At 69.9% G+C, this 12,512-nt stretch carries 11 protein-coding genes; 5 read left to right on the forward strand and 6 right to left on the reverse strand.

Going from position 1 to position 12,512, the window contains the following annotated elements; genetic code table 11:
* The first annotated feature begins 3 nt into the window (after positions 1 to 3).
* The 5 genes from ACT2CW_RS39170 (at position 4) to ACT2CW_RS39190 (ending at position 5,491) form a co-directional block, all read left to right on the forward strand.
* On the forward strand, positions 4 to 1,017 hold the full coding sequence (locus tag ACT2CW_RS39170; RefSeq protein ID WP_182473597.1) for an ABC transporter permease: 1,014 nt from the start codon (positions 4 to 6) through the stop codon (positions 1,015 to 1,017).
* A 63-nt stretch (positions 1,018 to 1,080) separates the two neighbouring features.
* Positions 1,081 to 2,046 (forward strand): sugar ABC transporter substrate-binding protein, encoded by a 966-nt coding sequence (locus ACT2CW_RS39175; RefSeq protein ID WP_445520039.1) that lies wholly within the window; start codon positions 1,081 to 1,083, stop codon positions 2,044 to 2,046.
* A gap of 25 nt (positions 2,047 to 2,071) precedes the next feature.
* A complete protein-coding gene (locus tag ACT2CW_RS39180; RefSeq protein ID WP_445520040.1) occupies positions 2,072 to 3,577 on the forward strand; it encodes a sugar ABC transporter ATP-binding protein in 1,506 nt (501 codons plus the stop codon).
* Positions 3,578 to 3,645: 68 nt separating this feature from the next.
* Entirely contained in the window at positions 3,646 to 4,671 is a 1,026-nt protein-coding gene (locus ACT2CW_RS39185; protein ID WP_414083208.1) for a sugar-binding transcriptional regulator, read from the forward strand.
* Positions 4,672 to 4,723: 52 nt separating this feature from the next.
* Positions 4,724 to 5,491 (forward strand): SDR family oxidoreductase, encoded by a 768-nt coding sequence (locus tag ACT2CW_RS39190; RefSeq protein ID WP_182473595.1) that lies wholly within the window; start codon positions 4,724 to 4,726, stop codon positions 5,489 to 5,491.
* Between the two features lie 27 nt (positions 5,492 to 5,518).
* Here the strand turns inward: ACT2CW_RS39190 and ACT2CW_RS39195 are convergent, their stop codons facing one another.
* From ACT2CW_RS39195 to ACT2CW_RS39220, 6 genes are all read right to left on the reverse strand, one after another.
* Positions 5,519 to 7,009, reverse strand: coding sequence for an MFS transporter (locus ACT2CW_RS39195; protein ID WP_445520041.1), 1,491 nt, complete (start codon positions 7,007 to 7,009; stop codon positions 5,519 to 5,521).
* A gap of 122 nt (positions 7,010 to 7,131) precedes the next feature.
* Positions 7,132 to 8,169, reverse strand: a complete 1,038-nt coding sequence (locus ACT2CW_RS39200) for a methyltransferase (RefSeq protein ID WP_445520042.1) — start codon at positions 8,167 to 8,169, stop codon at positions 7,132 to 7,134.
* A 218-nt stretch (positions 8,170 to 8,387) separates the two neighbouring features.
* A complete protein-coding gene (locus ACT2CW_RS39205; protein WP_445520043.1) occupies positions 8,388 to 9,389 on the reverse strand; it encodes a TIGR03842 family LLM class F420-dependent oxidoreductase in 1,002 nt (333 codons plus the stop codon).
* Between the two features lie 14 nt (positions 9,390 to 9,403).
* A complete protein-coding gene (gene hydA, locus ACT2CW_RS39210; RefSeq protein WP_445520050.1) occupies positions 9,404 to 10,807 on the reverse strand; it encodes a dihydropyrimidinase in 1,404 nt (467 codons plus the stop codon).
* Positions 10,804 to 12,150, reverse strand: coding sequence for an aspartate aminotransferase family protein (locus ACT2CW_RS39215; RefSeq protein ID WP_445520044.1), 1,347 nt, complete (start codon positions 12,148 to 12,150; stop codon positions 10,804 to 10,806). The genes hydA and ACT2CW_RS39215 overlap by 4 nt, the downstream gene beginning before the upstream one ends.
* The coding region (locus ACT2CW_RS39220) for a nitrilase-related carbon-nitrogen hydrolase (RefSeq protein WP_445518749.1) at positions 12,147 to 12,512 on the reverse strand (366 nt) is incomplete at its 5' end. The genes ACT2CW_RS39220 and ACT2CW_RS39215, both read right to left, overlap by 4 nt.

Consider the following 12,512-nt stretch of genomic DNA (forward strand, 5'->3'; position numbering starts at 1 on the left):
TCCATGAGCACGACCGGCAGCGCCGCGACAGCTGTTGACGCACCACCGGACACCAACCGCATACGGCTACCGTCCTGGCTGACGGGCATGCTCACGGGATCGCGCGGGCCCGCCCTCGGGCTGGTCGCCATGTGCGTCGTCTTCTTCATCGCGACGCCGTACTTCCTCACCCAGAGCAATCTGCTCAACATCGTCGACCAGACCGCCGTCCTGGGTCTGCTCGCCCTGGGCATGACCGCCGTGATCGTCATGGGTGGCATCGATCTCTCGGTCGGCGCCGTGCTCGCGCTGGCGACCATGGTGGTCGGCTGGCTCTCCCACAACGAGGGATGGCCGCTGTGGCTGAGCGCGGTGGCCGCGATCGGCGTCGCGGGGGCCTGCGGCCTGGCCAATGGGCTGGGCATCACGTACACCAAACTGCCGCCCTTCATCGCGACGTTGGCGATGATGTCGATCGCACGCGGACTGGCCAACGTCATCACCGACGGACAGCAGATCGTCGGGTTCCCCGACTGGTTCGACAATCTGTCCACCTCCCGGTACCTCGGCATCTTCACCGCGTCGACCGCCGTGCTGGCGGCGCTGTACGTGGCCGGCTGGGCCTATATGCGGTACCGGTCCGGTGGGCGCGCCCTGTACGCCATCGGCGGCAGCGCCGAGGTCGCCCGGCTCGCCGGTATCAATGTGAAGCGGCGGACGGTGCTCGTCTACACCGTGACCGGGCTGTTGGCGGGTCTCGCCGGGGTGTTCCTGACGATGCGTCTGGACTCCTCCCAGCCGAGCGCCGGTACCGGCTATGAGCTCGACACCATCGCCGCCGTGGTGATCGGCGGAGCGAGCCTCAGCGGCGGTGTCGGCTCGGTCAGCGGCACGCTGTTCGGCGTGCTGATCATCGGAGTCCTGCGCAATGGACTCAACCTGCTGGGCGTGTCCCCGTTCATCCAGCAGATCGTCATCGGTCTGGTGATCGCGCTGGCCGTGATGCTCGACGTCCTCCGTCGACGGGAAACGCGCTGACCACCCCGGTCCCTCCCGTTGATCACCCCGTTGATCACCCCGGCACAACCAAGGAGTAGTTCCATGACAACGCGACGAGTGATAGCCACCGGGATCGCGGCCGCCATGCTGGTCGGCGTCGCCGCCTGCGGGCGGGGCGGCGACGGCGCCAAGACGGCCGACGGCAAGCAGATAACGATCGGCCTGGCCGTGGCCAACCTCCAAGCCGACTTCTTCAATCAGATCAAGCAGTCCGTGACGGCCGAGGCCAAGAAGAAGGGCATCAAGGTCGTCGTCTCCGATGCCCATGGCGACGCGGCCACCCAGGTCAACCAGATCCAGGACTTCGTCAGCCGCCAGGTGAGTGCCATCATCTACATCCCGGCGGGCGCCACGGCCGCCGGCGTACCGGTGAAGGCGGCGAACCGCGCGCACATCCCGGTCGTCACAGTCGATCGCAACCCACCCGGCCAGCCCGGCAAGTCCTTCATCGCCAGCGACAGCGTCGCGGCCGCCCGGACTCTCGGCGACTGGGTCGTCAAGCAGTCCGGCGGCAAGGGACAACTCGCGGTCCTCCAGGGCCAGATCGGCACCACTCCGCAGGTTGACCGGCAGAAGGGCTTCGGCCAGGCACTCAAGAAGGCGCCGGGCATCAAGGTGGTGTCCCAGCAGCCCGCCGACTGGGCGCAGGACAAGGCGTACTCGGTGGCCCAGGACATGCTCCAGGCACACCCCGGCACCGACATCCTGTGGGGACAGGCGGACGCGATGGCGCTGGGCGCCGCCCAGGCCGTCAAGGCGTCCGGTTCGCACAAGAAGCATCTGATCGTCGGCTTCGACGGGGACATCGCCGGGCTGAAGGCCGTCCGCAAGGGCACCATCGACGCCACGATGGTCCAGCAGACGCGGAAGATGGGCCGGATGTCCGTGAACACCGCCCTGGACATCATCAAGGGCAAGAAGGTCCCGGCCGTACAGCTACAGCCCGCGTTCCTGCTGACCAGCAAGGACCAGAAGAAGGCCGCCGAGTTCATCAAGACCCACCCATGAGCGGCGGCATGGAGGAGACGCGGCGATGACGGACATCGGCCGACACCCGGCGGCAGGGGCCTCCCAGGGCCTGACCGTACGAGGGATATCCAAGCGCTTCGGCGCCACTCAGGCACTCGACCGGATCGACCTGGACGTGCACCCCGGTGAAGTGGTGGCGCTGCTCGGCGAGAACGGCGCCGGCAAGTCGACGGTGTCCAACATCGTCGCGGGCACCTTCCCCTCCGACACCGGCCGGATGACCTGGCAGGGGCGGCCCTACGAGCCCAAGTCCCCCGGGGACGCGATCCAGCACGGCATCGGACTCATCCACCAGGAGATGCGGCTGCTCCCGGACCTGTCCGTGGCCGAGAACGTCTTCCTCGGCCGGCTTCCGCGCCGCCGGGGGCGGGTCGACCGCGCCGAGATGAACCGGCGGGCACGGGAACAGCTACGGCGGCTGGGGCTCGACATCTCCCCCAGCCGGCTGGTCCGGACGCTGCGCGTGGCCCAGCAGCAGCAGGTCGAGATCGCCAAGGCGCTGACCCTCGACGCACGCCTGCTGATCCTCGACGAGCCGACGGCCGCTCTCGGCGGCGAGGAGACCGATCATCTCTTCGAACGGATCGACGCGCTGCGGAAGGACGGCATGTCCTTCATCTATGTGAGCCACCGGCTGGAGGAGATCGCCCGGATCTGCGACCGCGTGGTGGTGATGCGCGACGGACAGTGCGTCGCCACACACCCGACCGCGAACGTGCCCGTGACCCAGTTGGTGGAGGAAATGGTCGGGCGCAGCATCGAGCGCATCTTCCCCGACACCGGCGCCCCCGGCCCGCGGGAGGTGCTCCAGGTGCGCGATCTGGCGAACGCCTCCTTCCGGGACGTCTCGTTCACGGTTCACGAAGGCGAGGTGCTCGGCATCGCGGGGATCGTCGGGGCGGGCCGTACCGAACTGGTACGGGCGATCGCGGGGGTCGACCCGGTGACCGGGGGGTCGGTGGCCGTCGAGGGCCGGAGGCTGCGGCTGCGCGGGCCCCGCGACGCCATCGAGGCGGGCATGGTGCTCGTTCCCGAGGACCGCAAGGCCCAGGGGGCCGTACTCGACCTGTCGATCGGGGACAACGTGGCCCTGCCGAACCTCGACCGGATCGCCCGCCGGGGCTGGCTGAGCCCGCGGCGGGTGGCGTCGGTGGCCGGCGACGCCATCAAGGTCATGACCGTCAAGGGGCGGGCGGGCCAGCCGGTACGCACGCTCTCCGGCGGCAACCAGCAGAAGGTCGTCATCGCCAAGTGGCTGGAGCGCAAGCCGAAGGTCGTGATCCTCGACGAGCCGACCCGCGGCATCGACGTCGGTGCCCGTGCCGCGATCTACGAGGTGATCGCGGAGCTGGCCCGGTCCGGTATGGCGGTCATCGTGGTCAGCTCCGACCTCGACGAGGTCCTGGGCCTGTCCCACCGTGTGCTCGTCCTCAGCCGAGGTCGGCCGCAGGGAATTCTTCAGGCGGGCGAGGCCACCGACGCCGCGGTCATGCGTCTCGCCACGGCATGATGCACAGGGCGGCCCGCCTTCGCCCAGGTGCCGTCGCCCGAGCGCTTGGGCCTGCCTGAAAGGACGACATGAATCCCCACAGCCGGACCGGTCAGCCGATGACCCGCCGCACCACCCGCATGGCGACCAGCGACGAGCAACTGCGGCTGATGACCCGTATCGCCCGGCTCTACCACGAGCAGGGCATGCGGCAGCCGCGGATCGCCGAGGAGTTGCACATCTCCCAGGCGCGCGTCTCCAGACTGCTCACCCAGGCCGCCAAGCTGGGCATCGTCCGCACCATCGTGGTACCCCCCGACGGTGTCTTCGCCGATCTGGAAGAGGAGATCGCGGCGGCTTACGGGCTTCGCGACGTGGTCGTGGTCGACGTCGAGGGCGAGGCCGACTCCGTCATCCCGGCGCTCGGCGCGGCGGCCGCCGTCTATCTGGAGACGACGCTCATGGAGGGCGACCGGCTGGGAATCTCCTCGTGGAGCGCCACGCTGCTGGCCGCCGTCGAGGCCATGCGGTCCCGGCCCGGCGGGCGGTTCCTGGAGGAGGTCGTCCAGCTGATGGGCGGGGTGGGCGAACCGCAGGTCCAGGTCCAGGCGACCCGGCTGATGGGACGGCTCGCCGAGATGACCGGGGCGGAACCGGTCTTCATGTCGGCGCCGGGCCTGGTCGCCGGCGCCACCGTCCGGGACGCGATCCTCGCCGACCCCAAGGTGAGCAGCGTGGTCGCGGCCTGGAAGAACCTCACCCTCGCCATCGTGGGCATCGGCAGTCTCGAACCCTCACCGCTGCTGCGCCGCAGCGGCAACATCTTCGCCCTCGACGACCAGGAGAAGCTTCGCGGTCTCGGCGCGGTGGGCGATGTCTGTCTGCACTTCTTCGACGAAAACGGCACCCTGCTCGACACCGATCTCAACGACCGTGTCATCGGCATCACCCCGGACGACTTCCGAGCCGTCCCGCGCCGTATCGGGGTGGCCGGCGGAGACCGCAAGTACGCCGCGATAAGGGCGGCGTTGCTGGGCGGCTGGGTCGATGTCCTGATCACCGATCTCGGGGTCGCCGGCCGACTGGCCGGCAGGCCCGACCGACACGCGCCGTAATACCGGCCGACACACGCCGGGGAAACCGGCCGACCCAACCTTGGAGGAACCCATGGCCGTCCCCTCGTTCCGGCTCGATGACAGCGTCGCCCTCGTCACGGGAGCCGGCAGCGGCATCGGCCGACGCCTGGCGATCGGGCTCGCGGAGATGGGGGCCGATGTCGGGTGCCTCGATCTGCCGCGGAGCGATCTGGCCGGCACGGCCGAGGCGATCGCGGAGACCGGGCGACGAGCGGTCGTGCTCCCTGCCGATGTGACGCGGGCCGAGGATCTCGCGGAGGCCGTGGCCCGGGTGGAACGCGAGCTGGGCCCGCTCCGGCTGGCGGTCAACGCCGCCGGGATCGCCAACGCCGCCCCGGCCGAGGACATGCCGGTCGAGCAGTGGAACAAGGTGATCGAGGTGAACCTGAGCGGTGTGTTCCTCTCCTGTCAGGCCGAAGGCCGGGCGCTGTTGCGCAACGGCGGCGGCTCCATCGTCAACATCGCCTCCATGTCGGGCACCATCGCCAACCGGGGGCTGACCCAGGCCCACTACAACGCGTCGAAGGCCGCCGTGATGCAGCTGACCAAGAGCCTGGCCACGGAGTGGTGTGACCGCGGCATCCGGGTCAACAGCGTGAGCCCCGGCTATACGGCCACCCCCATGAATCGCCGCGCCGAGGTGGCCGAACGCGTCGCGCGGTTCGAAGCGGACACCCCACTGGGCCGGATGGCGACGGTGGACGAGATGGTCGGGCCGACGGTGTTCCTGCTGAGCGACGCGGCGAGCTTTGTCACGGGGGCGGATCTGCTGGTCGACGGGGGTGTCACCTGCTGGTAGGGCCCATTGCCGAGGGCGTCGCGCGGGTCACGGCACACGTTCGGCGGGCTGGCCGGGGGCCGGTTCGGGGCCGGGCTCCGCCGGGCGGCGGGCCCGGGCGCCGGTGGTGAGCAGGCCCAGCGTCACGATGGCGAGCCCGCACCCGGCCATGATCGCCCAGCCCAGATGGCTGGCCCCGGGGAACCCGGAGCCGAAGGGGCCGTGCACCCGGGCGGTGGAGACCGACCCGAGGACGGCGACACCGAGGGCCGCCCCCACCTGGCGGCCGGTGGAGGTGACCGCGGCGGCCACCCCCGCCTGGGAGCGCGGCATCCCGGAGACAGCCGAGTAGGTCAGCGGGGCGTCGAGCATGCCGAAGCCGATACCGAACGCCACATAGGCGATGACCAGGTACCAGATCGGGGTGTCCGCCCGCACCTGGGTCAGCAGCAGTCCGCACGCCGCCGTACCGGCCCCGGCGATCACCATCGGGATACGCGGGCCGCGGGCGCCGACGATACGGCCCGCGAGCGGCGAGGAGACCAGGGTCATGGCCGCCATCGGCAGCGTGAGCAGCCCGGTGTGCAGCGGCGAGAACTCCTTGACGTCCTGGAGGTACAGGGCGTTGAGGAAGAGGAACCCGGCGAGCGCGGCGAACCCGCACACCGCCGAGGCGATGGCGCCGCTGAAGGAGGGGCTGCGGAAGAAGCGGACGTCCAGCAGCGGTTCGACGCGGCGGAGTTCATAGCGGATGAGGGAGACGGCGACGGCCACGGCGACCGTGAAGCAGCCGATGATCGGCGCCGAGTCCCAGCCCTTGACCGGGCCCTCGATGATGCCGAACGTGAGCGTCGCCAGCAGCGCGATCACCAGCAGCTGCCCCACCGGATCGAGCCTGCGCGGCCGCGGGGCCTTGGACTCGGGGACGAACAGCGCGGTGAGGGCCAGGGCGAGGGCGGCCACCGGGAGGTTGACCCAGAAGACGGCCTGCCAGCCGGTGGAGTCCACCAGAGCGCCGCCGACGACGGGCCCCAGCGCGATGCTCACACCCGCGACCGCGCCCCACAGCCCGATCGCCCTGGCCCGCTCCCTCAGGTCGGTGAAGGTGTTGGCGATGATCGAGACCGCCACCGGGTTGAGCATGGCGCCGCCCATGGCCTGCACCATCCGGAAGGCGATCAGCGAACCGGTGTCGGAGGCCAGCCCGCACAGCAGCGACCCCAGGCTGAACAGCAGCAGCCCCGTCTGGAACGTTCTGCGCCTGCCGAACCGGTCGGCCATGGAGCCGGAGAGCATCAGCAGGCTGGCGAGCACCACGGTGTAGGCGTCCACCGTCCACTGGAGCCCCGAGGGCGTGGCGTCCAGATCGTCCTGGATGGACGGCAGGGCGAGGTTCACGATGGTGGTGTCGAGGCCCACCATGAACAGGCTGATGCAGCAGATCCCCAGGATCAGCCACTTGTGGCGGTGGTGCGGCGGCGGGCGGTCGCCCTCGCCGTCCGCGTGGCCAGGGGTGGCTGGGCTCGTGGCGCCGGCCATGGTTCGCCTCCCGATCGGGGCGGGTCGTGCCCCCGGCGCACGGGCCGTCGCGACCTCCGCATCGCACGGCGCGCCCGCCGGGGGGTGTCCTCGCCTGGTTCCGGACTATGCCTTGCGGCCGGCTATGCCTTGCGGCCGGTGATCACGACGGTGTCCGCGCCGAGGGGCACCCGTCCGGCGGGCTCGATGCCCACCGCGCGGAACCACTCCTCGTACTCGGCGCCCGTGTAGACCATGCCCTCGCCGGAGGCGATGGTGTGGAAGTACGCGGACAGCAGCGCCGCCCGCTCGGGTCCGGTGCCGTCGTCGTCCTGGCGCGGGGTGACCACGTAGACCGCGCCGCCGGGAGGGAGTGCGCGGGCGGCCTTGGCGAGGAGTTCCTGGACCCGCTCGGGGGACCAGATCTCCAGGAAGTGGGCGAAGAGCACACCGTCGCAGCCGGTCGGGAACTCGTCGTGGAAGGCGTCGAGGCTCACCGCCCGCACCCGGTCGGCCAGCCCGAGCTTCTCGATCTTCTCGTTGGCGGCCGCCGCGATGGAGGGCAGATCGCCGATGGTGATGCGCAGCTCCGGTCGGCGGGCGGCGAAGTTGGCGGCGTTGATGGCCGTTCCGCCGCCGATGTCCAGGAGATGGGTGCACTCGGAGAGGTCGAGCTTCTCTCCCAGTTCGGCGCCCACGAGCCTGCTCACCGAGGACATCATGGTGTGGAATGTGGCTTCCAGTTCGGGATTTTCGGCGAGCCGCCCGTAGAGGGTGGGCGCCGTTCCCGGAATCTCCCGCCGCAGACCGATGTTGGTGTCTTCCTTGAGGGATTCACAGAACCAGGCCATTGCCCGGTAGATACCGTCTTGTTCCCAAGGAATGTTGGAGGCGGGCGCCTCGTCGAAGTTGGCGGTCAGCGGCTTCGAGAGCGGGGTGATGTGGTAGCCGTCGCCCTTCTTGTCCAAAAGCCCGAATACCGTACAGCCGAGAAGGAGGATGCGGGTGGGCTGCTCCTTGAGCCCCAGCCGGGTGGCTATCTGCCCCACGGCCAGGCCGGGCTCCTTCTCCACCAGCGCGAAGAGCCCTAACTGGAATGCCGCGCTCAGGAACTGAAACCGATAGTGGGCCTTGTAGAGCCCCCGAAGCTCCACAGCTATCGGTACCTCGGTTTGTGTCATGCCCAACCCTTCTGTGGCAATGAGTCGTTCGGCCGACCGCACATCAGAGCACAAAAACCGAGGTGATTGTAACCATGTTCGAAGGTTTTCGGGGATCCGCTTTTTGTTCTCCACGGCCGCCCGCCGAAAGTCGACGAGCGGCCACGGAAACGGAATTGACTCCTCCTTAAGAAAAAGAGGCCATGCCTTGCCGGCGCGCGGCTCAGCCGGTCTTCCGGTCAGCCGGTGAGCGCCGGGATGACATGCTCGCCGTACGCGTCGAGCGTGCGCTCCTTCGCGTCGTGCATGGCGTAGACCGCGAACTGGTCGACCCCCAGCTCGCGCAGCCGCTCCAGCTTCTCGATATGCGCCTCGGCCGGGCCGAGCAGACAGAACCGGTCCACGATCTCGTCGGGCACGAACGCCGTGTCCGGGTTGCCGGCCCGGCCGTGGTGGGCGTAGTCGTACCCCTGCCGCTCCTTGATGTACGCGGTCAGGGACTCGGGCACGGCGCCGGAGTGCTCGCCGTAGCGACCGACCAGGTCGGCCACGTGGTTGCCGACCATGCCGCCGAACCAGCGGCACTGCTCACGGGCGTGGTCCAGGTCGTCGCCGACATACGCGGGGGCGGCGACGCAGATGGTGAGCGCGTCCGGATCGCGCCCGGCCCCGGCGGCGGCGGAGCGCACCGCCTTCACCATCCACTCCGTCAGGAACGGGTCGGCGAGCTGGAGGATGAAGCCGTCGGCCTTCCGCCCGGCCAGCGCGAGCGCCTTGGGGCCGTACGCCGCCATCCACACCGGCAGCCTGCTGTCCTCGATCCAGGGGATGCGCATCGGGCTGCCGTCCACCACCGCCTCCCTGCCCTCCGCCAGATCGCGGATGGCGCCGATGGCGTCCTCGAGCCGGGCGAGGGTGTTGGGCTTGCGCCCCGCCACCCGCAGCGCGGAGTCGCCACGGCCGATCCCGCAGACCGTGCGGTTGCCGTACATCTCGTTGAGGGTGGCGAACGTGGAGGCGGTCACCTCCCAGGTGCGGGTCCCGGGGTTGGTGACCATGGGGCCGACGATCAGCCGCTCGGTCCGGGCCAGGATCTGGCTGTAGATGACGAACGGCTCCTGCCACAGCACGGCGGAGTCGAACGTCCAGCCGTAGCCGAAGCCATTGCGCTCGGCGCGGCGCATCAGCTCGACGACGGCCGAGGCGGGTGGATCGGTCTGAAGCACGAGTCCGAAGTCCATGCTCGCTCCCTGGGTCAGCTCAGGTACTGACAGGTGTCACGGGAGAGGAACTGGCCGTGCCCGGCACGTCCGGTGTACTCCCGCCGGTCGATGACGGGGACACCGCGCGAGAGCACGGTCTCGACCTGCCCGGTGATCTGCTTGCCCTCGTACGCCGAGTAGTCGACGTTCATGTGATGGGTCTCGGCGGACACGGTCTGCTGGGACCCCGGGTCGTAGACGACGATGTCGGCGTCGGCCCCGGGCGCGATGGTGCCCTTGCGCGGGTAGAGGCCGAACATCCTGGCCGGGGTGGCGCAGGCGATCTCGATCCAGCGGCGGCGGGAGATATGGCCGTCCACCACGGCCTGGTGGAGCAGGTCCATCCGGTGCTCCACGCCCGGCATGCCATTGGGGATCTTGGAGAAGTCGCCCCGGCCCAGCTCCTTCTGCCCGGTGAAGCAGAACGGGCAGTGGTCGGTGGAGACCACCTGGAGGTCGTTGGTCCGCAGCCCCCGCCACAGCGCGGCCTGGTGCTCGACAGGCCGCAGCGGGGTGGAGCAGACGTACTTGGCGCCCTCGAAGTCCGGCTCTGCGAGGTTGTCCGTGGACAGGAACAGATACTGCGGACACGTCTCGCCGAAGACCGGAAGCCCCAGGTCACGGGCGTGGGTCAGCTCCGCTACGGCCTCCTCGGCCGATACGTGGACCACATACAGCGGGGCGCCGGCCACCCGGGCGAGCTGAATGGCGCGATGGGTCGCCTCCGACTCCAGCAGCGCCTTGCGGACCTCACCGTGGTAGCGGGGGTCGGTCCTGCCCTCGGCCAGCGCCTGCTCCACCAGGACGTCGATGGCGATGCCGTTCTCGGCGTGCATCATGATCAGCCCGCCGTTGCCGGAGGCGCGCTGCATGGCCCGCAGGATCTGCCCGTCGTCGCTGTAGAAGACCCCCGGATAGGCCATGAACAGCTTGAAGCTGCTCACGCCCTCCCCCACCAGGAGATCCATCTCCTTGAGCGTGCTCTCGTTCACATCGGAGAGGATCATGTGGAAGCCGTAGTCGATGGCGCAGTTGCCGCGCGCCTTGAGGTGCCAGGCGTCCAGCCCCTCGCGCAGGGCGTGGCCCACCGTCTGGACGGCGAAGTCCACGATGGTGGTGGTGCCGCCCCAGGCCGCCGCCCGGGTGCCGGTCTCGAAGGTGTCGGAGGCGAACGTGCCGCCGAACGGCATCTCCATATGGGTGTGCCCGTCGACCCCGCCCGGGATGACGTACTTGCCGGTGGCGTCGATCGTACGGTCGGCGGTCCAGCCCTGGGCCCACTCGCTGCCGGGCGCGGCGAGGGCGGCGACCTTGCCGTCCTCGATCAGCACATCGGCCGGGGTCTCCTCGGCGGCGGTGACGACCAGCCCGCCACGGATCACGGTACGGGACATCAGCTCGCGCTCCTTCCGGACCGGGTGGTCGCCAGGGCGGTCCTGAGGGCCGCTTCGAGGATCTCCGCGCCCTCCTCGGCCTCGGCGACGGTGAGGCTGAGCGGCGGGGCGATCCGCAGCACGCTGCTGTTGTGCCCGCCGCCCTTGCCGATGAGCAGCCCGCCCTCCCGGGCGGCCTCCAGCACGGCGGACGCGCCCTCGGGCGACGGATCGCCGGTGCCCGGGTCCACCAGCTCGATGCCGATCATCAGCCCCCGGCCACGGACCTCGCGCACACCGTCCACACCGGCACAGGCGGCGCGCAGCCGCTCGATCAGCAGCCCGCCGACCCGGCGGGCGTTGCCCTGGAGGTCGTGTTCGACCAGGTGGTTGAGGTTGGCCAGACCGGCGGCCATGGTGATCGGGCTGCCGCCGAAGGTGGAGATGGAGTTGGCGCCCAGGCAGTTCATGACCTCGGCGCGGGCGACGACACCGCCGATCGACATGCCGTTGCCGATGCCCTTGGCGAAGGTGAGGATGTCGGGCGGCCCGGAGCCGTCGTGCGCCTGCCAGCCCCAGAAGTGGTCGCCGGTACGGCCCCAGCCGGTCTGCACCTCATCGGTGATCCACAGGATGCCGTGCCGGTCGAGCACCTCGCGGAAGGCGGCGAACAGCCCGTCGGGCGGGGAGGTGAAACCGCCGACGCCCTGGACCGGCTCGGCGATCAGCGCGGCGACATTGCCGTACCCCTGGCCGAGGACGTCCTCGAGGTCGGCCACGCACGCCTTGATGAACTCCCCGTCGGACAGCCCGGCGAACGGGCCCCGGGTGCGCACCCCACCGTGTACGTACAGCGTCTGCAACGGGGACAGACTGGTCGGCGACCAGCCGCGGTTGCCGGTGATGCCGACGGCCGAGAAGGAGCGGCCGTGGTAGCTGTTGCGCATCGCCAGGATCTGGTTGGACCTGCGGTACGTGGTGGCGAGCAGCAGGGCCGTGTCATTGGCCTCGGTGCCGGAGGTGGTGAAGAAGACCCGCGCGTCCGGGATGCCGGACAGCGCGGCGACCCGCTCGGCCAGATCGACCATGGGCCGGTCGAGGTAGAGCGTGGAGGTGTGCAGGATCCGCCCGGCCTGCTCGGTGATCGCCTTGGTGACCTCGGGGAGGGCGTGGGCGGTCATCGTGGTGAGGATGCCGCCGAAGAAGTCGAGGTAGCGGTTGCCCTCGGCGTCCCAGACATGGCGTCCCTCGCCGTGGGTGATCTCGATGGGGCGCTCGTAGTAGACGGCGAGCCAGTCGGGGAGTACGGCCTGGTGGCGGGCGTGGAGGGTGGCGTGGGCGCCGCCTGTGACGTCGTCGCTGCTCATGGCCGCACCAGCCCCTCGTAGGCGTCGGGCCGCCGGTCGCGATAGAACGCCCACTGTTGGCGCACCTCGTCGATCAGGCCGAAGTCGAGGTCGCGGACGATCAGCTCCTCCTCCTTGTCACTGGCCACATCGCCGACGAACTGGCCGCGCGGATCGACGAAGTAGCTGGTGCCGTAGAAGTCGTTGTCGCCGTACTCCTCGGTGCCGACGCGGTTGATCGCGGCGATGAAGTACTCGTTGGCGACGGCCGCGGCGGGCTGCTCCAGCTGCCAGAGGTAGGCCGACAGGCCCCGGGAGGTGGCCGAGGGGTTGTAGACCAGCTGCGCCCCCGCCAGGCCCAGCGCACGCCAGCCCTCGGGGAA

The organism is Streptomyces sp. NEAU-174, assembly GCF_052665095.1.

Bases quoted from the DNA above. Each gene is read 5' to 3' on its own strand.
- ACT2CW_RS39175 (WP_445520039.1), top strand. From the start codon at position 1,081: ATGACAACGCGACGAGTGATAGCCACCGGGATCGCGGCCGCCATGCTG.
- ACT2CW_RS39200 (WP_445520042.1), bottom strand. From the start codon at position 8,169: ATGACACAAACCGAGGTACCGATAGCTGTGGAGCTTCGGGGGCTCTAC.
- ACT2CW_RS39215 (WP_445520044.1), bottom strand. From the start codon at position 12,150: ATGAGCAGCGACGACGTCACAGGCGGCGCCCACGCCACCCTCCACGCC.
- ACT2CW_RS39190 (WP_182473595.1), top strand. From the start codon at position 4,724: ATGGCCGTCCCCTCGTTCCGGCTCGATGACAGCGTCGCCCTCGTCACG.
- ACT2CW_RS39205 (WP_445520043.1), bottom strand. From the start codon at position 9,389: ATGGACTTCGGACTCGTGCTTCAGACCGATCCACCCGCCTCGGCCGTC.
- ACT2CW_RS39195 (WP_445520041.1), bottom strand. From the start codon at position 7,009: ATGGCCGGCGCCACGAGCCCAGCCACCCCTGGCCACGCGGACGGCGAG.
- ACT2CW_RS39170 (WP_182473597.1), top strand. From the start codon at position 4: ATGAGCACGACCGGCAGCGCCGCGACAGCTGTTGACGCACCACCGGAC.
- ACT2CW_RS39185 (WP_414083208.1), top strand. From the start codon at position 3,646: ATGAATCCCCACAGCCGGACCGGTCAGCCGATGACCCGCCGCACCACC.
- ACT2CW_RS39180 (WP_445520040.1), top strand. From the start codon at position 2,072: ATGACGGACATCGGCCGACACCCGGCGGCAGGGGCCTCCCAGGGCCTG.